We start from the raw sequence: 25,174 nt of genomic DNA, 5'->3' as shown, positions 1-25,174 counted from the left end.
TATTGTCTTTGTGTTGCATTGAACCAATAAAAAGGCATGGCTATTATCGCCGCCATGCCTTTTTATTTTAGTGTCTTTTACGCACGTTCGCCCAGTGACTGCTCATTTGCAGTTTGTTGGCCTGAATTATTCTCATTATTGCCGTTGCTGTGATTGCGACGGCTTTCCCCTGAGGCTTCGCCGCCCCTGCGGCCTATTTCAGCCATGTGCTCGCGGTTGCCGCTTACGGCATGTCCGCCCTTGCTGGCTATCTCGCGTTGCTTTTGCGGATCCATAGAGGCGAAACCACGATTAGATGTTTTACTTGGGGTGTTTCCTTTGCTACTCTGATTGATGTCTGCCATAGTACCCGGTTTTGAAAGATTAGAAGTGGATTTTATTGCGTTATAAACTTTTTATAATGGCTATTTGAACGGCGCCTTCATAGCGAAGGATATCGCCACCGACGCCAGTGTAACGGCCATTATTGTTATGCTGGCGATGCCTAACCAGAATTTTCTTTTCTCGTTTGTCCTTATCTCTTTTTCAATGTTCATTTTAACCTACTTTTAATGGGTGATGAGTTGGGTTCTAAGCAAATAAGTCGCTGTCCAGTGCGTTTGGAATGCCGGCAATCCCAAAATGAGGAGGACATGCGCGTAAATACTTTCCTTAAAATCTGACTATGTAAAATGGATTTCCCCTTGTGTATCAGCCTAAAGCGGCGTAGGGAGATGTAGATTTATTTCTGTCGGTTCATCAGAGCATCTCGACGAGCGACCAGATACTAAATATACTAAAAAAGACATGCCAAGCAGCAATAGCAAACTTCCTTTTCCGGTTGTCTGGAATTTAGGCCCCCCCAAACCCGGTTTTTAGTTTTCTCATTTTGTGCTATTGTAATTACGTCCTGTGCAGAGATAGCAAGCTTGGAAAAACCTTCGAGTATTCTACCGTGGATGAGCAATTTTAAATAGTTTTTTTTGCGTTTGTAATGTGTATTTGCTTTTTATTTATGATAGCAATAATTTGCTGAATTGTTGTTTGAGTTTTATGCACTCAAATCTGTTTGGTTGAACGCGATTTTGAAGAGAGTGCTTAGCAAAAACAACAGTTAGAAAATGTTGGGAATACTGTTGAGGTGACCGGCAATTAAAAAGAAAAGCGACAATAAATAATTATTGTCGCCTCGTTTCCATAGTGGCAGGTAAATGCTTTTGCCACCTAATAAGGCTAAAACACTATGCCACCATGAATGTTAGTTTTGGTCATTTGTACAGGCGGAAACGTTGTTCCTATGCTGTTTTCAGCTGTGCTGCTGGTAGTATGTGCTGGTCTATCAAATAGCTGCTCAGGTCTCTCGTATTGCAGCATTTTTAATGTTGTAATACGGTTTTGTCCGGGCGGACATGGAGCTCTAATTGTGGAGGATATGCCATTTCTGGGAGCAATACGTGCTAGGAGTAGTAAGGCTGAGCAGATCGTATATTTAAACTCCGAATATTGCTGTGATCTGGAATTACCGGTAATTGGCTGAAAATCGCCCAAACAGCGGTTATTTGGGCTCTTTCGTCATCCAGACCACTATAGCGATCACTAGTCCAAACAGAGCAATAGATCCTAATAAATAAAACATGAGGGACCAAAAATAGCCCTTTCGTAGCAGTTTCTTTAACATATCGGCTCTTAATGACTAAAGAGTTGTTAAAACAACCATAGTAGTGTCATTTTCATAGGTGAAATCCAACACTGGCCGTTTAATTGATGTCTATTAAATAAACGCCATTGTTATGGACTCGAAATTTGTAAGCAACAACAGGATGGTGATGATCAGTATCGTTAGCTTCTACCTTTTACTGCTAATGGCAGCGATCATATTCACTCTTATCCACTAGAAGCAAAACAAGGAAGTTATAAGGGCCCTTATATACACTTGTTCAACCATTCGCCCCTGAGGGCATGCGCTTTAGTCGCCCGGTGTAAAAAACTTTAGTCTTACGCTACAGGGCACTATTATTCTCCCAAAAATAGTTTAGTAATACTCTGCATGTGATGTGAGGCTTTGCCTTTACTCAATCCTGAAAACCACCGGCATAGTAAATGGCACCCTAACAGGTTTCCCACCTTTTTTACCCGGTTTCCATGGCGGCATGGTGCTGATAACGCGCAAGGCTTCAGCGTCCAGGGAAGGGTAGAGGGGTTTAGCTACCCGGATGCTGTCAAACCCGCCTGTTTCGGTTACCACGAACTTCATCATTACTCTTCCTTCAATATCCTCGCTTTCTGCGTCCTTAGGGTAGCGCAGGTTTTCCATCAAGTATTTTTGGACGTTATAGGGGGCTTCTGGCATCGGTTCGAAATAGCCGCAAACAATACTGTCTTTTTGTGGCTGGGCGCCCGCGAAATGCGCTGAATTTATAAATATGATGAAAAATAATATTTTATTCATGACTGAAAAACAAAGTTAAATCGGTAGTGTTAGACTATCCGTCTAAAAGACGAATTTCCCTCTAGAATCCATACTTTTGACCCTCTTTCGCGCAGCAAAAGCAATCTATTAAAATTTCCTCTCAAAATATTTTGCTGTATAAAAACTACTCATTACCTTTGCAGTCCCAAATTTTACGGGTTAGAAGATATTTATAAGTATGTCACAGCGTATCAGAATAAAGCTGAAATCTTACGACCACAACCTGGTTGATAAGTCTGCAGAAAAAATCGTTAAAACTGTGCGCAATACGGGAGCAGTGGTTACAGGCCCTATTCCCTTGCCAACAGAGAAGAAGATCTTTACAGTGTTGCGCTCGCCGCACGTTAACAAAAAAGCTCGTGAGCAGTTCCAACTGTGCACTCACAAGCGCCTTTTGGATATCTACACTTCTTCTTCCCGTACAGTAGACGCGCTTTCGAAGCTGGATTTGCCAAGCGGTGTTGAAGTAGAGATCAAAGCGTAACAGCTCGAAGGAGCAAGAAGAATAGACGTTCTTTAAAAATTTGATAAACAGTTTATCCCGGTCCACACATTAAGAGCCGGGCGCTAAACTAAAATATAAGAAAATGAAAGGTATTATTGGTAAAAAAATCGGCATGACCAGCGTTTTTGAGCCGAATGGAAAGCAGACCGCCTGCACCATTATCGAAGCTGGCCCTTGTGTGGTTATACAAAAGAAGACCGTGGATACCGACGGTTATGATGCGCTGCAGATCGCTTTCGGCGAGGCTAAAGAGAAAAACACTCCTCAGGCGCTTATCAATCACTTCGCTAAGGCAAATACTACGCCTAAGTCAATCGTAAAAGAATTACGTAACTGTTCCATAGATAAACAAGTTGGTGAAGCTATCACTTGCGAGATCTTTGCTGAAGGTGACAAAGTATCTGTTGTAGGTACTACCAAAGGTAAAGGCTTCCAGGGTGTTGTAAAGCGTCACGGATTTAGCGGTGTGGGCGAGGCTTCACATGGCCAGCACGACCGTCAACGCGCTCCGGGTTCTATCGGTGGTTCATCATATCCTAGCCGCGTATTCAAAGGTATGCGCATGGCAGGCCGTATGGGTGGTGACCGCGTTAAGGTTAAAGCCCTCCGCGTTGTAAAGGTATTCCCTGAGCAGAACTACATATTGATTAGCGGTTCGGTTCCAGGACATAACGGATCTATTGTTTTAATTCAGAATTAATTAAGTCATGCAAGTTGACGTTTTAAATAGCAAAGGTGAAAAGACCGGCCGCACGGTAGAACTGCCGGACGATATATTCAATATCGAACCAAACGACCATTGCATCTACCTGGCAGTAAAGCAATACCTCGCTGCACAGCGCCAGGGTACGCATAAGACAAAGACTCGTGCAGAAGTGCACGGTGCTTCTAAGAAACTTCACCGCCAAAAAGGTACAGGTGGTAGCCGTAAAGGTAACATCCGTAACCCTCTTTATAAAGGTGGTGGTACAGTGAACGGTCCTATTCCTCACCTGTATGGTTTCAAGCTGAACCGCAAAGTGAAAGACCTGGCTAAGATGTCAGCTCTGGCACACAAGGCTCGCGAGAACAAAGTGGTGATCGTAGAAGATCTGAAACTGAACGCTCCTAAGACAAAAGACTTCTCAGTTATGCTGGGTAGCCTGCAGCAAGCTGGACAGAAATCTCTGTTCGTGCTTCCGGAATACGATCAGAACGTATACCTGAGCAGCCGCAACCTGTCTAGGAACAAGACAATGGTACTGAGCGACATGAACACTTACGACCTGGTGAATGCACAGGTAGTGATCTTCACTGAATCAGCTGCAAAACTGTTCAGCGAGCCGGTAGCACAAGAAGCATAATTAGTAATAACGAATTTTTCGTAACTCGAAATAATATAACAAATGAAACCAGCTGACGTTTTGGTAAGCCCGGTGATGACCGAAAAGGTTAACATCCAGATGGAGCGTAGCGGTCGCTACACCTTCGTAGTAGACAAAAGAGCTAACAAACTGGAGATCAAGAAAGCTGTAGAAGAATTTTACGGAGTGAAAGTGAACGACGTGAATACAGTGGTGGTTCCAGGTAAACTCAAATCCCGCTTCACCAAAGCCGGATTCATAAAAGGTATCAAACCTTCTTATAAGAAAGCAGTGGTAACGCTTGCAGAAGGCGATTCGATAGATTTATTCTCAATATAAATCGAAAAAAAGAACTAGAAAATGGCACTTCGTAAATATAAACCGGTAACAGCCGGTACACGTTGGAGAATAGGTAACGCATACGCTGAGGTTACCACTAATGAGCCTGAAAAAAGCCTGCTGGAGCCTATTAAAGGTACTGGTGGCCGTAACGCGCAGGGCCGTCGCTCTATGCGCTACATCGGTGGCGGAAACAAAAAAATGTACCGCCTGGTAGATTTCAAACGCGATAAGAAAGATGTACCGGCTACGGTTAAAACTATCGAGTACGATCCAAACCGTACAGCATTCATCGCTCTGCTGGTTTATGCAGATGGTGAGAAGCGTTATATCATTGCCCCTCAAGGCCTGGAAGTTGGCGCTACAGTAGTAAGCGGCAATTCAGTAGCTCCTGAGGTTGGTAACGCTCTGTTGCTGAAAAACATGCCTTTGGGTACCGTTGTTCACAATATCGAATTGCAGCCTGGCCGTGGTGCTTCTATGGCACGCTCTGCAGGTACTTACGCTCAGCTGAGCGCTAAGGAAGAAAAATATTGCGTACTGAAAATGCCATCGGGCGAGCTGCGTAAAGTGCTGAGCACTTGCATGGCTACTGTTGGTACAGTATCAAACAGCGATCACGCGCTCCAGTCTATGGGTAAAGCAGGTCGCAACCGTTGGAAAGGTATCCGCCCACGTAACCGTGGTGTAGCGATGAACCCTGTGGATCACCCAATGGGTGGTGGTGAAGGCCGTTCTTCTGGTGGTCACCCACGTAGCCGCACTGGTAAATATGCTAAAGGTGAAAAAACACGTAGCAGGACCAAAGGCTCTAACAAGCTGATCATTCAACGCAGAAACGGTAAGAAACTCTAATAATAAATTGAACCTGGTCTCCGCAAGGGGATAGGAAACAAAATAAAAAGTCAATCAATGGCTCGTTCAATTAAAAAAGGCCCGTACGTAGACGCTAAGCTGGAGAAAAAGATCACAGCGATGGCTGATGGCAAAACAAAGAAAGGTGTAATCAAAACGTGGAGCCGTCGCTCTACGATCACGCCGGACTTCGTAGGTGCAACTTTCGCCGTACACAATGGCAATAAGTTCATACCTGTATATGTTACCGAATTCATGGTAGGCCATAAACTGGGTGAGTTTGCCCCTACGCGTAACTTTAAAGGCCATAGTGGCAGTAAATAATTAAGTAAATAAACATCTGGTCCGTCTTCTGGCGAGGCCGCAAAGAAATAAATAATACAATGGAAGCTGTAGCTCGTTTACGTAACTATCCTACATCGCCCCGCAAAATGCGCTTGCTGGCGGATCTGGTGCGTGGTATGGATGTAGAAAAAGCGCTGAACACGTTGAAATTCAGCACCAAACATCCTTCAGTACCTCTGGAAAAGCTGTTGCTTAGTGCAATCGCTAACTGGAGAGTGAAGAATGAAGGTGTCGACGTGGCCAGTGCCAATTTGTACGTTAAAACAATTTTTGTTGATGGTGGTCGCACCCTGAAACGCATGAACCCTGCTCCGCAAGGCCGTGCATACAGGCTGCGCAAGCGTAGCAACCATGTTACTATCATGGTTGACAGCCGTGCATCACAAAACGTAAACGCATAATTTTTTAAAACATTCCTATAATATAACAACGAATGGGTCAAAAAACTAATCCTATAGGTAACAGGTTGGGCATCATCCGCGGATGGGACTCAATGTGGTTTGGCGAGAAGAAGGATTTCGGCCAGAAGCTGGTTGAAGACCATAAGATCCGCACTTACCTGAACGCACGTATCAATAAAGGTGGCGTATCACGCGTCGTTATCGAGCGTACCCTGGGTAAGCTGATCATTACCATCCATACTTCTAAGCCTGGTATCATCATAGGTAAAGGCGGTTCGGAAGTAGATCGTATTAAAGAAGAGCTGAAAAAGCTTACTCATAAAGATGACGTTCAGATCAACATCATGGAGATCCGTCGTCCGGAACTGGATGCAACTATCGTAGGGGAGACCATCGCCCGCCAGCTTGAAAGCCGAGTTAGCTACAAGCGTGCGCTGAAAATGGCTATCTCTACCGCTATGCGTATGGGTGCTGAAGGTATCAAAATTAAAGTAGGTGGTCGTCTGGGTGGTGCTGAAATTGCCCGCTCTGAAGAATACAAACAAGGCCGTACTCCATTGCATACTTACCGTATGGACATCGACTACGCTTCTGTATACGCAATGACCGTATATGGTAAGATCGGTATCAAAGTATGGATCTGCAAAGGTGAAGTACTGGGTAACCGTGATCTGAATCCAAACTTCTCAGCTAGCGCCGGCGAACGTCGCGGTGGCGAAGGTAGGGCAGAAGGTGGCCGTGAGCGTGGTGGAGACCGCGAGCGTGGTGGAGATCGTCGCGGTGGAGATCGTCGCGGTGGTGGCAATCAGGGTGGTGACCGTCGTGGTGGACGCCGCTAGTAGAAATAAAATTTCGTAGAGCAACTTTATAAAATATTGTAACAATGTTACAACCTAAAAAAACGAAACATCGTAAAGCGCATAAAGGCAGGATCAGGGGTAACGCACAACGCGGTACGACTGTAGCCTTCGGTTCGTTCGGTCTGAAAGCGATGGAACCAAAATGGATCACTAACCGCCAGATCGAAGCGGCTCGTCAGGCAATGACGCGTCACATGAAGCGTGAAGGTAACGTTTGGATCCGCATATTCCCGGATAAACCAATTACCCGCAAGCCACTTGAAGTGAGGATGGGTAAAGGTAAAGGTAACCTGGAATTCTGGGCAGCAGTAGTAAAACCGGGCCTGATCATGTTCGAACTGGACGGTGTTCCGATGCAGGTAGCTAAAGAAGCCCTGGAACTGGCAGCACAGAAACTGCCTATCAAAACCAAATTCGTAGTACGCCGCGACTATGCTGGTGCATAATCAACGCTATTAACAAATAAATATTAAATAGTTTTTATCATGGCAAAGGCAAAAAAAGCGAAAGTGGAAGATTATCGTTCAATAGATGATCAAGCCCTTTCTGCAAAGATCGGCGAGGAAGAAGTGCGTTTAAAGAAACTGCATTTCAGCCATGCAGTTAACCCGATCGAAAATCCGCTTACAATTCGCCAGCTGCGCCGTACCATCGCGCGTATGAAGACAGAGCAGCGTAGAAGAGCATTAGGTTTCTAATAAATTTTTTATAAATGTCAACAGTAACGACAGAAAGAAAACGTAGGAAAACCCGTATAGGTGTAGTGAGCAGCAACAAGATGACTAAAACCATCACTGTAGCTGTAGAGCGTAAGGTGAAGCACCCTATATACGGTAAGTTCGTTAAAAAAACGACAAAATTCCATGCACATGACGAAAGCGGTACTGCCGGTATCGGCGATACAGTTCGTATCATGGAAACTCGCCCGCTGAGCAAAACTAAGCGCTGGCGCCTGGTAGAAATTATTGAAAAAGCTAAGTAATCTTATTTAAAGATGATACAACAAGAATCCCGGCTCAATGTAGCCGACAACAGCGGTGCTAAAGAAGTCCTTTGCATACGTGTGTTGGGCAATTCGGGACAAGACTATGCCGGTATCGGTGATAAGATAGTTGTAACCGTAAAAGACGCTATCCCTGGCGGAGGTGTTAAAAAAGGTTCAATTTCTAAAGCGGTGATCGTGCGTACAAAGCACAAACTGCGCCGCAGGGATGGTTCGTACATCAGCTTCGACGACAACGCTGTTGTACTGCTGAATAACTCAGACGAGCCACGCGGTACCCGTATCTTCGGCCCAGTAGCCCGTGAACTGCGCGATAAAGGATACATGAAAATTGTTTCCCTGGCGCCTGAAGTATTGTAAAAATATCGTACCTTTGCAGCCCGTTAGAATGGGCGGCATGAAAAAACGATTTAATCCATAATTGTGAAAAGTAGATTTCAACCAAAATTCAACATCAGGAAAGGCGACAACGTAGTTGTTATTGCCGGTGATGATAAAGATCGCAGCAAGCCACGTAAAGTGATTGCCGTTTATCCACAAAAAGGCCGCGTCCTGATCGAAGGCGTAAACATGGTGACTAAACACCTGAAGCCTAATGCTCAAAACCCGCAGGGTGGTATCGTGCAGGAAGAAGCTTCTATCAACATCTCTAACGTGATGTTGTGGGATGCTAAAGCTAAAGCACCTGTACGCATCAAGCGCGAGCGCAAAGAAGGAAATTTCGTACGTATATCTAAAAAAACAGGGGAGGAGGTTAAATAATGGCAACGACAACATATATCCCTCGTTTACAGAAAAAATATAGGGAAGAGGTAGTTCCGGCTCTGATGAAGAAATTCGGATACTCTTCAGTAATGCAGTGCCCACGTCTGGTTAAGGTTTGCCTGAACCAAGGTGTTAAAGGTTCTGTATCTGACAAAAAACTTATCGACGATGCGGTAAACGAAATGACTAACATCTCTGGTCAGAAAGCGGTACCAACTCTGTCTAAGAAAGATATCTCTAACTTCAAGCTGCGTAAAGCTATGCCTATCGGCTGCCGCGTTACACTGCGTAGCAACAACATGTTCGAGTTCCTGGATCGTATGATCTCAATTACTCTGCCACGTGTTCGTGACTTTAAAGGTATCAATGAAAAATCGTTCGACGGCCGTGGTAACTACACTATGGGTGTTACAGAGCAGATCATCTTCCCTGAGATCGACATCGACAAGATCGCTCGTATCAGCGGTATGGATATCACTTTTGTGACTACTGCACGTACAAACGAAGAAGCATACGAACTGCTGAAAGAGCTGGGTATGCCTTTCAAAAATATCAAGAAAGACAATCAATAATCTTAGATAAAGACTAATAATGGCTAAAGAATCAGTAAAAGCCCGCCAACGCAAACGCGAACGCATGGTTGCCCAGTACGCTGAAAAGCGCGCTGCGCTGAAAGCTGCAGGAGATTTCGCCGGTTTGGATAAACTTCCAAAGAACGCTTCTCCAGTACGCCTGAAAAACCGTTGCCAGCTTACAGGCCGTCCGAAAGGCTATATGCGCCACTTCGGTATCTGCCGTAACATCTTCCGCGATATGGCGCTGGATGGCAAAATACCAGGAGTACGTAAAGCTAGCTGGTAAACCCCTGCCTCGCTGGTTGCGGGGAAAGGAAAGAACGTTTCAAGGTCGGGAGATGACCTCCTGATACCGGTAACAAATTAATTATTACAAAACACTTAAAAAGAAAAATGGTAACAGATCCTATTGCAGATTTCCTGACACGTATCCGTAACGCCCAAATGGCTCGTCACCGTATCGTGGAAATCCCTGCTTCGAATGTTAAAAAACGTATGACAGAGATCCTTTACGAAAAAGGTTACATCCTGAAATACAAATTCGAAGACGATAACAAACAAGGCCTCATTAAGATAGCTTTGAAGTATGATGCAAACACCAAAGAACCAGCTATCCGCTCTCTGGAGCGCGTAAGCCGTCCGGGTCTGCGTCAGTATGCTAAACCTACTGAGATCCGTCGCGTAATGAGCGGTCTGGGTATTGCGATCGTTTCTACTTCTAAAGGTGTAATGACTGATAAAGAAGCACGCGCGCAAAACGTAGGTGGTGAAGTAATGGCCTACATCTATTAATAGAATAAACTTAAAGGGCTGATACATTAAGCTGAGCCTATACTAAGCTGACCGGTCAGTCCAATTTTGAAACTAATTATAAATATCAAGTACGATGTCTCGTATAGGTAAAAAACCAATAACGCTTGCACAAGGAGTAACAGTAACTGTAACTCCGGCAAACGAAATCGTTGTAAAAGGTCCGAAAGGCGAACTGAAAGAAGCGATCGATCGCGATATTAAAGTTGAAGTTAACGGTACAGAAGTAAACGTTACCCGTCCTACAGACCAGATCCGTCACCGTGCAATGCACGGCCTGTATCGCTCTATAGTAGCCAACATGGTGAAAGGCGTTACTGACGGCTTCAAAAGAGAACTGGAACTGGTGGGTGTGGGTTACCGTGCTGCTATCACAGGCCAACAACTGGATATGGCGCTGGGTTTTTCTCACAACATCATCTTCGATCTTCCAAAAGAGATCAAAGCCACTACAGTTTCTGAAAAAGGTCAAAACCCGAGGATCATCCTTGAGTCTACAGATAAACAATTGCTGGGCCAGGTAGCTGCTAAGATACGTAGCCTGCGTAAGCCTGAACCGTACAAAGGTAAAGGTGTGCGTTACTCTGATGAGATCGTACGTCGCAAAGCTGGTAAAGCTGCTGGTAAATAAGAATAGTTAACTCCCGCCTCCCCGTAAAAGGGGAGGTGTTGGAATTTTTAAATTACAAACTCCGGTAGCTCCCGGTAAGACGGGAAGCCCGTAAAATTTGAATAAAATGTCAACCGATCAAAAAGTAATTCGCCGCCAGAAACTTCGTTGGCGCATCCGCACCAAGATCAGCGGTACTGCACAAAAGCCACGTCTTTCTGTGTTCCGCAGCAATAAAGATATCTATGCGCAACTGATAGATGACGCAACAGGCACTACGCTTGCTTCTGCTAACTCTCGCCAGAAAGATATCGCTGCTCAAAAAGGCACTAAATCAGAACTGTCTGTACTGGTAGGTAAAGCTATCGCAGAGAAAGCTAAATCACTGGGTATCGAAGTATGTGTGTTTGACCGTGGTGGTTACCTGTACCATGGCCGTGTGAAATCAGTAGCTGATGGTGCACGTGAAGGTGGTTTGAAACTTTAATAACATTGTTTAACTTTTTCTTTTTCGAATAATAATGGCGAAGACACAATATAATCGCGTAAAAGCCGGAGACCTGGAACTGACTGAAAAGGTGGTGGCTATCAACCGTGTGGTAAAAACCACAAAAGGTGGTCGTGCATTCAGCTTTTCTGCACTGGTAGTTGTAGGTAACGGTAACGGTGTAGTAGGGCATGGCCTGGGTAAAGCGAAAGAAGTTCAGGAAGCTATCACTAAAGGCATCGACGATGCTAAGAAGAACCTGATCAAAGTGCCGGTAATGAACGGTACTATTCCTCACGAGCAGTTAGCTAAAGAAGGTGCTGCCAAGGTGATGATACGTCCAGCCGCACACGGTACGGGTGTTATCGCAGGTGGTAGCATGCGTGCAGTTCTGGAAGCTGCAGGTATCACCGATGTGCTTTCTAAATCTCTGGGTTCTGCTAATCCGCACAACGTGGTAAAAGCTACGTTCTCTGCACTGGGTCAGCTGCGTGAGCCAGTACAGGTTGCTAAACACCGCAACATCAACCTGAAGAAAGTATTCAACGGGTAATCTTTAGAATTTCGAATTTTAACTTTTGAATTTTAATAGCGTCATGGCTAAGATCAAAATAACACAAACCAAAAGCGGCATCGACCGTCCTGAGCGCCAAAAGCGTACGCTGGTGGCACTGGGCCTGCGTAAAATGCACGCTTCGGTTGAAGTAGAAGCAACCCCACAGATCGTTGGTATGGTTAAAACCGTACACCACCTGGTAAAGGTTGAAGAAGTAAAATAATTTTATTTAACTGATTTGCGAGCGGTTTTACATTCCGCGCAAGTTCAAAAATTGTAACAGTATGCAACTCCACAACTTAAAGCCTGCAGAAGGCGCTACTCAGAAAGGCAAACGTATTGGTCGCGGTGAAGGTAGCGGTCATGGCGGAACAGCAACAAAAGGTAACAAAGGTCAGCAAGCTCGTACCGGTTATCAGTCTAAGAAAGGTCACGAAGGTGGTCAGATGCCGATCCAGCGCCGTATGCCTAAACGCGGTTTCAAGAGCCTGAACCGTGTTGACTACAAAGTATTCAACCTTGGCCAGATCGATTTCCTGGTTGAGAAATACGACATCAAAGAATTCTCGCTTGATAATCTGTATATCAATGGTTTGATCAACCGCACCGATGCAGTTAAGATCCTCGGTAACGGCGAACTGAAAACCAAAATGACGTTCAAGGTGAACTCCATCAGCGGAAAAGCTAAAGAAGCGATCGAAGCTGCAGGTGGTTCAGTAGAACTCATCTAAATTATTCCCGAAACGAAAAGACGCATTTGGATAAGTGCGTCTTTTATCGTTTATTCGCATTTCACATTTTTGATTGATTAACAACAGTTCACGTGAAGAAATTAATTGAAACGCTCAAGAATATCTGGAGTATTGAGGAGCTCCGTAAGCGTATCCTGTTTACAATATTGCTTGTAGCTATTTACCGTATCGGTTGCTATATAACCCTGCCTGGTATCAACCCAAACCTTTTAGCACTTGAAGGCAGTAAAGAAGGTCTCCTTGGCCTTTTCAACATGTTTGCGGGCGGCGCCTTCAGCCGTGCGTCTATTTTCGCACTGGGTGTAATGCCTTACATCTCTGCTTCTATCTTCATGCAGCTGGCTGGTATCGTAATACCTCAGATCGCTAAGATGCAACGCGAAGACAGCGGCCGCAAAAAGATCAACCAATACACTCGTTATCTCACTGTACTGGTAACTGCTTTCCAGGCAAGCGCATACGTTGCTTACCTGCGTACGCAAACTGCCGGCGCTATCGTAGCTGAATTCCCTCCATTCCTGTTCTGGTTGTCAACTGTAGTAGTTCTTACTGCTGGTACACTGTTCGTAATGTGGATGGGTGAAAAGATCACTGACAAAGGCATCGGTAACGGTGTGTCGCTCATCATCATGGTGGGTATCCTGGGCCGTCTACCTGAATCTCTGCTGCAGGAGTTTGCTGCTCGTAACCTTGGTGGCGGCGGTGGTCTGCTGATATTCCTGGTAGAACTTGCTGTTTTCATTGCTGTGATCGTAGGTCTTATCCTGCTCACGCAAGGTGTTCGTAAAATACCTCTGAACTATGCACGTCGCATCATTGGTAGCACTAACGCTGCTAAAGAAGTGTCTGGCGCACGCGATTTCATTCCTCTGAAAGTGAACTCTGCTGGTGTTATGCCGATCATCTTTGCGCAGGCTATCATGTTCATTCCGGCAACTATCGTAGGCTTTGCACAAAACGAAACTGCACAAGGTTTTGTAAAGGCGATGTCTAATCCTCAGAACCTGTGGTACAACGTAGTATATGCGGTACTGGTAATTGCTTTCACTTATTTCTACACGGCGTTGATCTTCAACCCGACTGAAATGGCTGATAACCTGAAGCGTAATAACAGCTTTATCCCGGGTGTAAAACCAGGTGAGCCTACTGCTGACTATATCGGAACTATTATGGATCGTATCACTCTTCCGGGTGCTGTGTTCCTGGCTATCGCAGGTATCATGCCTGGTATAGCTGGCCTGCTGGGTATCACTAGCGGTTTCGCATCATTCTTCGGTGGTACTTCAATGCTGATCGGTGTAGGTGTTATCCTCGATACTTTGCAACAAATAGAGAGCCATCTGCTGATGCGCCAATACGATGGTCTGATGAAGACCGGTCGTATCACTGGCCGCCAGGCGACAGCTTCTGTGTAATATGATTTAGTGTTTGTTATGATACATATTAGAACGAAAGACGAAATTGAGTTAATAAGAAAAAGTGCTTTATTAGTTACTGCCACCTTAACAGAGGTGGCAAACTTTTTAAAGCCGGGCATCACTACGCTCTCTATCGACCAGATGGCAGAGCAGGTGATACGCGACAACGGTGGTGTACCTGCCTTCAAAGGTTACGGTCCTGCTGACAATCCGTTCCCGTATTCATTGTGCATTTCGGTGAATGAGGTGGTAGTACACGGTTTTCCCAGCGATTATGTGCTGAAAGACGGTGATATCATTTCTGTTGACTGCGGTGTATACATGAACGGCTATTATGGAGACCATGCCTATACATTTGCTGTAGGTAACGTAGCTCCTGATGTCCTGAAGCTGATGCGCGTTACTAAAGAAGCACTGGCAAAAGCAGTATACGAAGCGCGCGAAAATAACCGTGTAGGAGATATCTCTTATGCAGTAGAAAACCATACTTCAAAGTTGAATGGATTTGGCGTAGTGCGTGAGCTGGTGGGTCACGGTGTAGGTAAGAAACTGCACGAAGATCCGCAAGTACCTAACTATGGCCGCCGCGGCGATGGTAAGCGCCTGAAAGAAGGTATGGTGCTGGCTATCGAGCCAATGATCAATCTCGGTACGCATAAGGTCCTTACCCTTGAAGATGGATGGACCGTGGTAACAGCCGACGGCAAGCCTTCTGTACACTACGAGCATACAACTGCTGTACGTAAGAACAGGGGAGAGGCGCTGTCAAACTTCGCGCCGATAGAGGCTGCTGAAAAAGCAAATGCCGAATTAAACAGTTCTTATCACACCCAGAGCGAGGTGACCGCATAAAACTTAATTTTAAGCCCCGATTTCGGGGCTTTTTTCTTTACGGCTAATGAATCCCTTCGAATACTATTCCGGCCAGCTATCGGTCAAAGAAACGCGGGCAAACACGTTGCAAAAGCAGATCAACAACCTGTCGACGTTACGACTGCTAAGTGGCTGCGTTTTGCTGGTGATCGTGTACTTCGCTTTCAAATATGATACTGCTCCTTTCTGGCTGGCGGTAACAGGCTCATTTATCGCGTTCCTCTACACGGTGAAAAGACATGGCGGTTTTAAAGACAAACACAAACTTGTACTCCTCAACATCAAGCTCCTCAAAGATGAATTGCAGGCGGTAGAAGGAAACCACTCTGCTTTTCTCGCCGGTAAAGAGTTGATGGATGCCTCACACCCGTATTCGTACGACCTAGACATATTCGGAGATGGTTCTGTGTTCCAGATGTTGTGCCGATCAGTAACTCACAGTGGTTATAAGGCGCTTGCACAACTGTTGCAATCGCCTTATGCGTCGGCAGAGGAGATAGCTCAACGCCAGGCAATAGTAAAAGAATTGTCTTCCAATCCCGATCTCTTGCAAAGCTTCCGCATCACAGGCGCTGCAGGCGAAGAAGGTGTCAAGGATCGTGAGCACATTCTCTCATGGATGGAGCTGGAGGATAGTTTCATCAGCAAACCATACCTTAAGATCGCTTCTGTGGTAGTTCCATTGGCTGCTATCGTGTTTTTTGTGCTGTCTATCATGCAGGGCACATTTCATTTGGGCCTGTTGCTGGTTCTTGTTGCTAACTGGACCATCCTCGGTATTCATTCCAAAGACATAAAACGTAACCACCTGCTGGTCGGTCGTAGTGCTAAGCTCATTGACAAATACGACAGCCTGTTACGGGTAATTGCATCAAGCGATTTTCAAAACGAGATGTTGCAACGTTGTAGCGTCGCGGCAAAAAAGTCTTTGGCGGAGATCATGCAATTCCGCAAGCTGGTAAACCTGTTTGACAGCAGGGCAAACGGCATGGTCGGCCCGCTGATGAATTCGTTCTTCCTGTTCGACATCTATTGCCTTCTGAAGCTCGAGAAATGGCGTGCGCAAAACAGGCAGTTACTCAGTGCAGCATTCGACTATGTGGATATTTTCGATGTACACGCAAGCCTTGCGACGTATGCCTTCAATCATCCCGCTAACAATTACCCGGCAATAAACCCAGAACAAACCGCCATCATAGCTAAAGACGCAAAGCATCCGCTCATCTCAGCTAAAGCTGCAATTGGCAATGATGCAACAATCGGCATCAATGAGCGGTTTTATTTACTTACCGGCGCTAACATGACGGGTAAAAGCACATTCATTCGTACGATAGGCGCCAACCTTGTTTTAAGTTACGTTGGTGTGCCAGTGCCCGTAGCTGCCTTTACGGTGCCGCTGGTAAGGATATACACAGCCATCCGTATCTCTGATTCGGTGCAGGACGATGTGTCGTATTTCAAGGCAGAGCTCAACAGGCTGCAACGCATCATGCACGCAATAAAAGACGAAACACAACCGTACCTCATTTTGCTTGATGAACCGTTGCGTGGTACAAACTCAACCGATAAGCAACAGGGAACGCGTTCAATAGTTGAACGCCTGATAGCACACCATGCTATAGGCATCGTTGCGACCCACGACACTGGCCTCTGCGACCTTGAACAAACACACTATGGCAAAATATCCAACTATCATTTTGAGAGCAGGGTAGAGCAGGATCATCTTGGGTTTGATTACAAACTCAAAGCCGGTTGTTCTACATCAAACAATGCGACAGTCTTAATGCGGCTGATGGATATTATATAACTATGCCCGGCGCGGCTTCCAGTACCTTCATCAGTATCTGCTCGTCGGCAGTCAGGCTGGTCTCATTGCCACACTCGGGGTCTCTGAATTTTGACAAATACTTGTGCAACGTCTTGTTGGTATAATGGTCGAGGATAGCTGGATGAACGTAGTATTTCTTGCACACTGCGCGCGTGTTCCCCAGCTGTTTGGCTACGATATCCAACGCATGTACAATATTATTCTTGATCGCGGTTGCTGTTTCAGCTATGCCCATTTCTTTGAAGGCGCCAAGTGCATGCAATGAACCCGCCCACGTCCGGAAATCCTTGGCTGTGAAATTGCCGTTGCTGATCTGGCGAATGTAATTATTCACCATCCCCGAATCAATCGACCGGCGTTCGCCATTTTCATTGATGTATTGCAGCAATTCTTTGCCCGGTATATCCAGGCACTGCCTGATGATATTAGCCAGCTTTTTGCTTTTTAGTTTCAGGTCGTGAAAGATGCCTTTCTTCCCTTTAAAACTGAATTTTATTTCGCTGCCCTTGATAGTGACGTGCTGACTTTTCAAGGTTGTCAATCCAAATGATCCATACAATTTCTCATACATGGCATTGCCTATCCTGATACAGGTACACTGCATGATCGAAACAGCAGTGGCCAACATTTTCTCCAGCGGTAGTCCCGGTTTTGAAAGGTCTTTTTGCAGTTGCTCGCGTATGGCAGGCAGCGCTTTGCCAAACTCCTGCAGCTGCGAATATTTGGTATGGTTGCGGAGCTGATTCCATACCGGGTGATATTTATACTGTTTCCTGCCCAGCTTGTCAGTACCTGTTACTTGCAGGTGCCCATCTTCTATCGGGCATATCCACACATTCTCCCATGCTGGTGGTATTACCAACCGTTTTATACGGAGCAACTCCGCTTTGTCGGTAATTTGTTTGTTATTGTATTTGTAGTAGAATACGTCATTTTTTTTAATCCTTGTTATTCCCGGCATCGTGTCTGACACATACACGAGGTTCACGGCTTCGGCGCTTTTTACTGTGTCTCCTGCCAGCCCTTTTAACTTTCTTTTAGTCAATTTTATGCCTGTCGTCGTTTCCATAATCCAGCTACAGGATGCATAAAATTTCATGCCCTTGCGCTAATACTCTGATACACATGCAAAAGCTCAAATGCTAAAGCATTGCAAAAACTACAGAATAAAAAAGCGCTCTGAGCTATAAAGCAAAGAGCGCTATCTTTCATGCACGTAGGGTTTACCGGGTGATAACTATTTTCTTCGTCATGTCTTCATCCTTATCACTTTCTACTGTAAGGAAGTAAACACCTGACGGATATTCTGTACCCTTGAAGGTTATTTCTTTTATAGCTCCTGTTTTGTACGCTCCGTTATACAGCACAGCTATTTCCTTTCCTGAAACATCATATACCTTCAACTGAACATGCTCGCTTGCTGCAAGCCTGAACATGATGGTTGTTTGATCGTTGAAAGGATTGGGATAAACATCCAGGTAAGATGAAACTGTTTCGATTGGATTCTGAACCGTGTTGTTGGCAAATTTTGCCCCGTCGAAGTTGCAGGCCTTGTTTGTACCACAAGCAGCTAACTGGTCGTCATGTCCTGCAAGGTGGTTGGCAACTGTGTTGAGCGAAACACATTGTGTTACGAAGCCGTTCGGGCCTTTATGGCAGATGGTTACTTTATCCAGGTGGTTACCGCACCTTACATCTATCACGCAAACTTTCACGCTATCCGTTGCAGAACAACCGTTAGCATCTGAAATAGTCACATAGTAGACGGTTGATGTTGTCGGACATACGCTCATTGAAGCATTATGATTACCATTGCTCCATGTGATCTGTAGCGGAGGTACACCACCGCCTATTGCTGTTGCTGTAAGGGTAGCACATGATGAATCCGGATAACCCCAGTACACTGTTTGGTTTGAGCCTGCATCAACTGTAAGAGCGGGTGGTTCAGTTAGGGTCACGCTGGCTGAATCTTTACAACCGTTAGCATCGGTCACTACTACTTTGTATGTAGTGGCTGATAATCCTGTGGCGTTTGTGGTGGTTTGGCCATTGCTCCACTGGCGGGTATAAGGTGGCGTGCCACCGCTTGCACTGCTGCTGGCAGTACCATCATTGCCGCCATGGCAGGATACGCCATAACCGTTGTAGTTAGAAGTTACTTGTGCAGTAACAACGAGATCCGGTGTGTTTTCAATCGTAGCACTGGCTGTAACAGTACATGCTGCTGCATTGCCATTGGTCACGGTTACGGTATAAGTGCCGGGACAAAGATTGGTACGCGATTGAGCTGTCGATGCGCTATTGTCCCAATCGAAAGTTGGAGATGAACCGTTGGTAACAACTACATTCACAGCACCGTCGCAAGCGTTGTTGCACGACACATCGCGGCCGTTATAGTCGGAAGTAACAACTACCTCAGCATCGAAGAATGGCTCGCCCAAACCAACTGCATACCATGCATTGGTGGTTTGCCTTACCTGGTTAGAACATTCGCCGTACAGGTCGATAGCTGCCTGTATGGCACCATCCTTGGCGTCTGCATATTGCGAGAATTGGCTCAAGTACATGTTATTGTTGCGGTATGCTATAGAGCGTGCATCGCCTATACCAATACCGGATACATCATAGTTATCTGAGTTGTCGTTAGTACCTGTGCCGCCTACGGTCAGTAAGTAGAACCAGAAGTTCTGTACGCCACTGTTGGTATGCACGCCGCCATTGTCATCGGTACCGGTGTACCAGTTAGTCCCGAGATAAGTATCAGGCTGACCTTTTGATTTTGGGTTTGACATGCTCCTGATGTGCTTATTAGTACGTTCTTCACCCAGCAGCCAGTCGTTTGAACTAAATACCCAGTTTTCGATCACTTCGCCGAATATATCGCTGAACGATTCGTTCAGTCCGCCAGGTTCGTCCTGGTATTCAAGGTTGGATGAATAACCGGTAACGGCATGCGTAAATTCATGGCCTATGATATCAATAGTAGCGTAAGAGTTGGCCAGCGTGCCTGCATTGCTCAAGCCTACTTTCATGGTGCTGCCGTCAAACGACATAGACGCGTTGTTGGCAGTATAGCAAGGGTTTGGTGGAGGCGTGCAGCTGAAAATGGCATTGATATAGCCATTCACTGCACCGCCCGCATCATCATACGAGTTGCGTGAGTGAACGTTCAAATAATAGCGATAACACCTTTCTGATTCCCAAAGCACGGTACCGCCAAAGCGTTCGTTCATAGTAGTCCAGGTGTTGGTAGTGTTTTCTATTTCAACAACATTAGCCGTTGTGGTCGCACTGTTCCAGTCGCGTACATAGAATACCGGGTGCCCTGGGCAATTATCGCGCAGGCGGTAAGTACTGCCGGAATAGTTGTCGGTATTAATTGGTTTCGTACCGTTGAAAACGGTGTTCACAGACGCTGCGGAGCAGTTCGATTCCAGCGGCAACGTTTGCAATATGGCTCCTGTCTGCGCATCTACATATATACGCACAACATGATCAGGGTCCGCAGAATGTATATCATACCTGTAAGCAAGGCGATAGTTGTTGAACTCCTTGTTCACATACCAGTACAGTTCTGCTTTTGGATAGTATGTCGCATTCGGATCTTTCTTGCGGTCGCGCAGGTCTTTGGTCCAAAAGTCGTCTTCCCATTTATACCTTTTAGCGCCAATAAATTGCTTGGCTTTTTCCAGGCCCTGCACCTCCGTAAGTGTTGGTGTTGGTGAAAGATTGGCAGGTGGATCCAGCGCTAACCCGTTGAACGAGGTTACATTGCCATTTTTCGAGTGTACCATGTAGGTGCTTTTGTCGATAGGAATGCCTTTAAAGGTTTGTATGTAGCGATAGTGATCAATGCCCAGTTCGTCTTTTTCCTGCTTCAGCAGTTTGAACTCGGTAGGTGTTTTTGTGTTTACGCTTTCTCTAAGCCATGGTAGAAAGTCTGCTGTTTTCAATCGTGCCGTTGGCGCCATGCGCGCAAACGAAGGGTAGGGGCTGGTGGCGGCCATGCGTACATAACTGGAGCCGTTGATGATGGCGCCCGCCTCCTTGCCATGATACTCACGCCCCTTTGTTTGGTTGTCTTGTGCAAAAGACGGGATTGAAACAGACAGACATGCTGCCAATAGCAATGACTTAATGGACACCTGTGTTGGTCGGTACCCTTTGGTCTTCTGGTTCCTTCTCATTGTGTTGGTTTTATGGTGAAACAATAGGAAAACGGTTACTACAGGCAAACCATTGACTGCCGGGCATACGATCTCGGTTAAGGCCATAGCGCACTATGCTCGCGGCTCAATAAAATTTACTGCTCGTACTGGGTTACGTTCAAAAAAAATCTGGGTGATTACTCTCTAATAAAAAACTTGGCGGTTTATCCCTTTTCGAAGAAATGATTAATCCTTTTTCATGATGACTTCCTGATGACAAAACTAAAGCATCACCAGCGACAATATCAAAAATATTATTGTGCGTCTCTGCCAATTATTCTAAGAAATGACAATAAGAAATTCATTTTCAATAACTAGGGGTAGCATTATTTTTTTGAGAAGGGTTGAATAAAGGTTTTAAGAAATTGTTACTGATTTTTTTTTTGTTGGTTGGTAATGTCGGTATGTTTCTAAATAATGAATTATTTTTTGTATATTTGTTATTGAAAATTTAGTGCCGTAAATAACCTATTCAATCCCAATCAACCATGAACTACTGGAAACCTCAACACGAGGTATTCATTCGCAGCATGCAGAAGCACAAAGATCCAACCAAGGCATACCATACTGCATATCCCAAAGCTAGTCTTGCATCTGCGAGGATAGGAGGGCACAGGCTATACAACTATCCGCATATCCGGGAACGCATTGAACCGATAGTGCGGGAACGCAGAGCGGAAAACAAACACCCAAACTCCCCTCCTCAGATGAGGAGGGGACGCTGGCAAATTCGCTTGCGAATTTGCCAGCTGGGGTGGTTGAAAAGTTGGGCATTAGTACTACCGCCGAACAAAGAAATGTAGTTGTTCAAAGACCGGTACAACCGAGCGTGAGCGAGCTCGTGAATTCAAATGAAAAGACATTATTTCATGAACAAACTGTAACAATTTCACCCACAAACTCAGCACAGATGCACCGGTACGTAATCTCAAAACCGTCTGCATCACCCCCGCTGTAACAAAAACAATATGGTCAATACCTACGTAATTAGCGAAATCAATAAAATCATACAAAATCAGCGGTTCAGACTCCGTACATTGTAACAAATGAAACACCTCCTAACATTCATATTAGCAGTTGTAACACTTCCTGCCTTTGCACAAACAAAACTGGTGGGCAAGGATGCCAAGTTTGTGCTTGTGATACACGGCGGCGCGGGCTCTGTAGCCCGTAACAATATGACGCCGGATAAAGAAAAAGCCTATACCGAGGGCCTGCAACGTGCCCTGACCGTTGGCTATAACATATTGGTGCGCGGCGGCTCATCGGTCGATGCCGTACAGGCTTGCATCATGGTGCTCGAGGATGATTCGTTGTTCAACGCGGGTAAAGGCGCTGTAATGACCCACGAAGGCCGTTGTGAGCTGGACGCCTCGATCATGGATGGTAAAACCCTGAAGGCAGGAGCCGTAGCAGGCGTCACTACCGTACGCAACCCGATATGTGCGGCAAGAGCAGTGATGGACAACAGCAAACACGTAATGATGGCCGGTAGGGGGGCTGAACTGTTTGCGGAACAGAACCACTGTTCGATAGTCGACAACAGCTATTTCCACACCGAACGCAGCCGCCGCGCGCTGGAAGGCGCCATTCGTGCCGACTCGCTGAACGAGATCAAACAAAAGAAATCGGTGAACGATCCTGAGAACCGCGACCATAAATACGGAACAGTGGGCGCTGTGGCACTGGATGCTCAAGGCAACCTGGCCGCAGCTACCAGTACCGGAGGTATGACCAACAAGCGCTTCGGGCGTATTGGCGACAGCCCCATAATAGGCGCCGGCACCTATGCTGACAACAACACATGCGCCATCAGCTGCACTGGCTGGGGCGAGTATTTTATCCGCCTAGGTATGGCCAAAGCCGTAGCCGACCGCATAGAGCTGAAAGGCATGAAACTGGACGATGCCGCCAAAGAAATGATACTGACCAAACTACCTGCCCTGGGCGGCGACGGTGGGCTGATAGGTGTGGACAAAGAAGGAAATATTACCATGCCTTTCAATACCAGCGGCATGTACCGTGCCTATATCAAATCGACCGGGGAGAAGGAGATATTGATGTATAGGGACTAATATGACGAATAATTCAGCCCCAAACAGCTATTTTTGCGGGCACTTAAATACCGGTAATGAATCTGGAATTCAATAAAAACGAAGACGCTATGAAGCTGGCTGTTAGCCAGGTGAGGCAGCGTCATGCGCAGGTGAGCCTGGGCGGTGGTAAAAAAGCGATCGAGAAAGCACGCGAGAAAGGCAAGATGACGCCTCGTGAACGTATACAATACCTTATCGATAAAGACAGCACGTTCACCGAGATAGGCGCCTTTGCCGGATGGGAAATGTACCAGGAGCATGGCGGTTGTCCTGCAGCAGGGACGGTAGCCGGCCTGGGTTACGTGTGCGGCAGGCAGTGTGTGATCGTAGCCAACGACAATACAGTAAAAGCCGGCGCCTGGTTCCCGATAACCGGTAAAAAGAACCTGCGCCTGCAGGAGATAGCTATGGAGAACCATCTGCCGGTGATCTACATAGTAGACAGCGCAGGTGTGTACCTGCCTATGCAGGACGAGATATTTCCCGATAAAGAACACTTTGGTCGTATCTTCCGCAACAATGCGCAGATGAGCGCCATGGGCATCACCCAGATAGCCGCGGTAATGGGCAGCTGTGTAGCTGGTGGCGCCTACCTGCCTATCATGAGCGACGAAACGCTGATGGTGGAAGGCAATGGATCTATATTCCTCGCCGGTCCTTACCTGGTAAAGGCAGCGATTGGTGAAGATGTAGATATACAAACACTGGGTGGCGCTAAAACGCATACCGAGATCAGCGGCATAGCCGACTACAAATTTGAAACAGAAGCGGAGTGCCTTGACCAGGTGCGCCGCATCATGGATAAGATTGGCGAGCAGCCACGCGCCGGTTTCGACCGCGTAAAACCTGCAGCGCCTAAGAAAGACCCGAATGAGATCTACGGATTGGTGTCGGTTGATAACTCAAGGCCTTACGATGTGGTTGAAGTGATCGAGCGCATGGTAGATAACTCTGAGTTCGACCAGTTCAAAGAGGACTATGGTAAGACCATCGTGTGCGGTTATGCACGTATCGATGGCTGGGCTGTGGGTATAGTGGCTAACCAGCGTAAGATCGTGAAGAGCGGTAAAGGTGAAATGCAGCTGGGTGGTGTTATCTACAACGACAGCGCCGACAAAGCAGCACGCTTTATCCAGAACTGCAACCAGAAGAAAATACCACTGGTGTTCCTGCAGGATGTGACGGGTTTTATGGTGGGCAGCCGCAGCGAGCACTCTGGCATCATTAAAGACGGAGCTAAGCTGGTGAATGCAGTAGCTAACTCTGTAGTGCCTAAGATCACGATCGTAATAGGTAACTCATACGGTGCCGGCAACTACGCTATGTGCGGTAAAGCCTACGACCCACGTTTCATCTATGCATGGCCTAATGCCAAGATAGCGGTGATGGGTGGTGAGCAGGCTGCTAAAACGCTATTACAGATACAAGTGGCCGCGCTGAAATCGAAAGGGCAGGAGATAGACCCTGAAAAAGAAAAAGAACTGCTGAAACAAATTACAGACCGTTATACTTCGCAAACATCGGCTTATTACGCAGCGGCCCGCCTTTGGGTAGATGAGATCATCGACCCGATAGAAACCCGCCGCGTAATATCAGAAGGTATCAACGCAGCCAACCACAACCCGAATATGAAGGAGTTTAAGACCGGTGTGTTTCAGGTGTAAAGCTGAACGTATGAGTGCGGAAGAAATGATGAGACTGATTGGTGGGTTAAAAGTGCAACATGGTGCCATTTTTAATCCACCGGCATCTCGAAGCGACATAGAGTTCTTTGAGCGTAGTATGCAACTTGAGCTACCCGATGACCTGAAACTATTGTATAGTCTCTCTGATGGCTTTGACATTGGGATGTTCAGGATCGTTCCATTAACTGAGGCGTTGAATTATGCTTCGGAGCTGAAAAAGGGACAGTTTTATTTGGCCGAGTACATGATATATTCAGATTGTTGGATCGTTGACCTGGGTAAAGGAAATGGTTATGAAATAAAGAACGATCAGGATACTGGTAAGCGCTTTGGTGAGATCACGGCTTTTTTATCAGCGTTTTTGGAGGGTGGAGTGGAAGGTTTGTTTGAGCAAAGGGTTGAAGTATAAAT

General features: G+C 46.2%; 33 protein-coding genes. 28 read left to right on the top strand and 5 right to left on the bottom strand.

Annotation, left to right across the window (positions count from 1 at the left end; genetic code table 11):
- Positions 1–77: 77 nt before the first annotated feature.
- The 3 genes from P2W83_RS00895 to P2W83_RS00885 form a co-directional block, all read right to left on the bottom strand.
- Complete coding sequence (locus P2W83_RS00895; RefSeq protein ID WP_276131790.1) at positions 78–344, bottom strand: con-10 family general stress protein; 267 nt, start codon at positions 342–344, stop codon at positions 78–80.
- 60 nt (positions 345–404) lie between these two features.
- On the bottom strand, positions 405–536 hold the full coding sequence (locus P2W83_RS00890) for a hypothetical protein (protein WP_276131789.1): 132 nt from the start codon (positions 534–536) through the stop codon (positions 405–407).
- 1,511 nt (positions 537–2,047) lie between these two features.
- On the bottom strand, positions 2,048–2,428 hold the full coding sequence (locus P2W83_RS00885) for an energy transducer TonB (RefSeq protein WP_276131788.1): 381 nt from the start codon (positions 2,426–2,428) through the stop codon (positions 2,048–2,050).
- A gap of 199 nt (positions 2,429–2,627) precedes the next feature.
- On the opposite strand from P2W83_RS00885, the gene rpsJ reads away from it, so the two are divergent.
- From rpsJ to P2W83_RS00765, 24 genes are all read left to right on the top strand, one after another.
- The gene (gene rpsJ, locus P2W83_RS00880) at positions 2,628–2,933 is read left to right on the top strand and encodes a 30S ribosomal protein S10 (protein ID WP_012789286.1); all 306 of its coding nucleotides are present in this window, start codon (positions 2,628–2,630) and stop codon (positions 2,931–2,933) included.
- A gap of 103 nt (positions 2,934–3,036) precedes the next feature.
- Positions 3,037–3,654 (top strand): 50S ribosomal protein L3, encoded by a 618-nt coding sequence (gene rplC / locus P2W83_RS00875; RefSeq protein ID WP_276131787.1) that lies wholly within the window; start codon positions 3,037–3,039, stop codon positions 3,652–3,654.
- A gap of 7 nt (positions 3,655–3,661) precedes the next feature.
- On the top strand, positions 3,662–4,297 hold the full coding sequence (rplD, locus tag P2W83_RS00870) for a 50S ribosomal protein L4 (RefSeq protein ID WP_276131786.1): 636 nt from the start codon (positions 3,662–3,664) through the stop codon (positions 4,295–4,297).
- Between the two features lie 42 nt (positions 4,298–4,339).
- On the top strand, positions 4,340–4,636 hold the full coding sequence (gene rplW, locus P2W83_RS00865; RefSeq protein ID WP_276131785.1) for a 50S ribosomal protein L23: 297 nt from the start codon (positions 4,340–4,342) through the stop codon (positions 4,634–4,636).
- 21 nt (positions 4,637–4,657) lie between these two features.
- Positions 4,658–5,491, top strand: a complete 834-nt coding sequence (gene rplB, locus P2W83_RS00860) for a 50S ribosomal protein L2 (RefSeq protein WP_276131784.1) — start codon at positions 4,658–4,660, stop codon at positions 5,489–5,491.
- Between the two features lie 57 nt (positions 5,492–5,548).
- Positions 5,549–5,815 carry a 30S ribosomal protein S19 gene (gene rpsS / locus P2W83_RS00855; RefSeq protein ID WP_276131783.1) on the top strand — a complete coding sequence of 89 codons (267 nt, stop codon included), beginning with the start codon at positions 5,549–5,551 and terminating at the stop codon, positions 5,813–5,815.
- 59 nt (positions 5,816–5,874) lie between these two features.
- Positions 5,875–6,237, top strand: a complete 363-nt coding sequence (rplV, locus tag P2W83_RS00850) for a 50S ribosomal protein L22 (RefSeq protein WP_276131782.1) — start codon at positions 5,875–5,877, stop codon at positions 6,235–6,237.
- A 32-nt stretch (positions 6,238–6,269) separates the two neighbouring features.
- Entirely contained in the window at positions 6,270–7,076 is an 807-nt protein-coding gene (gene rpsC, locus P2W83_RS00845) for a 30S ribosomal protein S3 (protein WP_276131781.1), read from the top strand.
- 44 nt (positions 7,077–7,120) lie between these two features.
- Complete coding sequence (rplP, locus tag P2W83_RS00840; protein ID WP_276131780.1) at positions 7,121–7,543, top strand: 50S ribosomal protein L16; 423 nt, start codon at positions 7,121–7,123, stop codon at positions 7,541–7,543.
- Between the two features lie 39 nt (positions 7,544–7,582).
- Positions 7,583–7,795 (top strand): 50S ribosomal protein L29, encoded by a 213-nt coding sequence (gene rpmC / locus P2W83_RS00835; RefSeq protein WP_276131779.1) that lies wholly within the window; start codon positions 7,583–7,585, stop codon positions 7,793–7,795.
- A 14-nt stretch (positions 7,796–7,809) separates the two neighbouring features.
- A complete protein-coding gene (rpsQ, locus tag P2W83_RS00830) occupies positions 7,810–8,079 on the top strand; it encodes a 30S ribosomal protein S17 (RefSeq protein ID WP_276131778.1) in 270 nt (89 codons plus the stop codon).
- 12 nt (positions 8,080–8,091) lie between these two features.
- Positions 8,092–8,460 carry a 50S ribosomal protein L14 gene (gene rplN / locus P2W83_RS00825; protein WP_276131777.1) on the top strand — a complete coding sequence of 123 codons (369 nt, stop codon included), beginning with the start codon at positions 8,092–8,094 and terminating at the stop codon, positions 8,458–8,460.
- 63 nt (positions 8,461–8,523) lie between these two features.
- Positions 8,524–8,862 (top strand): 50S ribosomal protein L24, encoded by a 339-nt coding sequence (rplX, locus tag P2W83_RS00820; protein ID WP_276131776.1) that lies wholly within the window; start codon positions 8,524–8,526, stop codon positions 8,860–8,862.
- Positions 8,862–9,437: a 50S ribosomal protein L5 gene (gene rplE, locus P2W83_RS00815; RefSeq protein WP_276131775.1), complete on the top strand. Its 576-nt coding sequence runs from the start codon at positions 8,862–8,864 to the stop codon at positions 9,435–9,437. The genes rplX and rplE overlap by 1 nt, the downstream gene beginning before the upstream one ends.
- A gap of 19 nt (positions 9,438–9,456) precedes the next feature.
- The gene (gene rpsN, locus P2W83_RS00810) at positions 9,457–9,726 is read left to right on the top strand and encodes a 30S ribosomal protein S14 (RefSeq protein ID WP_276131774.1); all 270 of its coding nucleotides are present in this window, start codon (positions 9,457–9,459) and stop codon (positions 9,724–9,726) included.
- A gap of 107 nt (positions 9,727–9,833) precedes the next feature.
- The gene (gene rpsH, locus P2W83_RS00805; RefSeq protein WP_276131773.1) at positions 9,834–10,232 is read left to right on the top strand and encodes a 30S ribosomal protein S8; all 399 of its coding nucleotides are present in this window, start codon (positions 9,834–9,836) and stop codon (positions 10,230–10,232) included.
- A gap of 94 nt (positions 10,233–10,326) precedes the next feature.
- Positions 10,327–10,881 carry a 50S ribosomal protein L6 gene (gene rplF / locus P2W83_RS00800; RefSeq protein WP_276131772.1) on the top strand — a complete coding sequence of 185 codons (555 nt, stop codon included), beginning with the start codon at positions 10,327–10,329 and terminating at the stop codon, positions 10,879–10,881.
- A gap of 106 nt (positions 10,882–10,987) precedes the next feature.
- Positions 10,988–11,347 carry a 50S ribosomal protein L18 gene (gene rplR / locus P2W83_RS00795; protein ID WP_276131771.1) on the top strand — a complete coding sequence of 120 codons (360 nt, stop codon included), beginning with the start codon at positions 10,988–10,990 and terminating at the stop codon, positions 11,345–11,347.
- A gap of 34 nt (positions 11,348–11,381) precedes the next feature.
- A complete protein-coding gene (gene rpsE / locus P2W83_RS00790; RefSeq protein ID WP_276131770.1) occupies positions 11,382–11,900 on the top strand; it encodes a 30S ribosomal protein S5 in 519 nt (172 codons plus the stop codon).
- Between the two features lie 43 nt (positions 11,901–11,943).
- Complete coding sequence (rpmD, locus tag P2W83_RS00785; protein WP_276131769.1) at positions 11,944–12,126, top strand: 50S ribosomal protein L30; 183 nt, start codon at positions 11,944–11,946, stop codon at positions 12,124–12,126.
- Between the two features lie 61 nt (positions 12,127–12,187).
- Positions 12,188–12,634: a 50S ribosomal protein L15 gene (gene rplO / locus P2W83_RS00780; protein ID WP_276131768.1), complete on the top strand. Its 447-nt coding sequence runs from the start codon at positions 12,188–12,190 to the stop codon at positions 12,632–12,634.
- A gap of 92 nt (positions 12,635–12,726) precedes the next feature.
- Positions 12,727–14,070, top strand: coding sequence for a preprotein translocase subunit SecY (gene secY, locus P2W83_RS00775; RefSeq protein ID WP_276131767.1), 1,344 nt, complete (start codon positions 12,727–12,729; stop codon positions 14,068–14,070).
- Between the two features lie 18 nt (positions 14,071–14,088).
- Positions 14,089–14,925 (top strand): type I methionyl aminopeptidase, encoded by an 837-nt coding sequence (map, locus tag P2W83_RS00770; protein ID WP_276131766.1) that lies wholly within the window; start codon positions 14,089–14,091, stop codon positions 14,923–14,925.
- A gap of 46 nt (positions 14,926–14,971) precedes the next feature.
- Positions 14,972–16,753 carry a MutS-related protein gene (locus tag P2W83_RS00765; protein WP_276131765.1) on the top strand — a complete coding sequence of 594 codons (1,782 nt, stop codon included), beginning with the start codon at positions 14,972–14,974 and terminating at the stop codon, positions 16,751–16,753.
- On the opposite strand, the gene P2W83_RS00760 is transcribed toward P2W83_RS00765, so the two are convergent.
- On the bottom strand, positions 16,746–17,843 hold the full coding sequence (locus P2W83_RS00760) for a DNA topoisomerase IB (RefSeq protein WP_276131764.1): 1,098 nt from the start codon (positions 17,841–17,843) through the stop codon (positions 16,746–16,748). The genes P2W83_RS00765 and P2W83_RS00760 overlap by 8 nt on opposite strands.
- 154 nt (positions 17,844–17,997) lie before the next feature.
- Entirely contained in the window at positions 17,998–20,961 is a 2,964-nt protein-coding gene (locus tag P2W83_RS00755; protein ID WP_276131763.1) for a M4 family metallopeptidase, read from the bottom strand.
- A gap of 509 nt (positions 20,962–21,470) precedes the next feature.
- On the opposite strand from P2W83_RS00755, the gene P2W83_RS00750 reads away from it, so the two are divergent.
- The 4 genes from P2W83_RS00750 (at position 21,471) to P2W83_RS00735 (ending at position 25,172) form a co-directional block, all read left to right on the top strand.
- Entirely contained in the window at positions 21,471–21,785 is a 315-nt protein-coding gene (locus tag P2W83_RS00750) for a hypothetical protein (RefSeq protein WP_276131762.1), read from the top strand.
- A 243-nt stretch (positions 21,786–22,028) separates the two neighbouring features.
- Positions 22,029–23,057 carry an isoaspartyl peptidase/L-asparaginase family protein gene (locus P2W83_RS00745; RefSeq protein ID WP_276131761.1) on the top strand — a complete coding sequence of 343 codons (1,029 nt, stop codon included), beginning with the start codon at positions 22,029–22,031 and terminating at the stop codon, positions 23,055–23,057.
- A 56-nt stretch (positions 23,058–23,113) separates the two neighbouring features.
- Positions 23,114–24,742: an acyl-CoA carboxylase subunit beta gene (locus tag P2W83_RS00740; protein ID WP_276131760.1), complete on the top strand. Its 1,629-nt coding sequence runs from the start codon at positions 23,114–23,116 to the stop codon at positions 24,740–24,742.
- 10 nt (positions 24,743–24,752) lie between these two features.
- On the top strand, positions 24,753–25,172 hold the full coding sequence (locus P2W83_RS00735) for an SMI1/KNR4 family protein (protein ID WP_276131759.1): 420 nt from the start codon (positions 24,753–24,755) through the stop codon (positions 25,170–25,172).
- Positions 25,173–25,174 lie beyond the last annotated feature (2 nt).

Source organism: Polluticoccus soli (genome assembly GCF_029269745.1).
Taxonomy (GTDB): Bacteria; Bacteroidota; Bacteroidia; order Chitinophagales; family Chitinophagaceae; genus Polluticoccus; species Polluticoccus soli.
The sequence above is the reverse complement of the archived record's forward strand: the minus strand, read 5'-3'. Positions and strand labels throughout refer to the sequence as shown.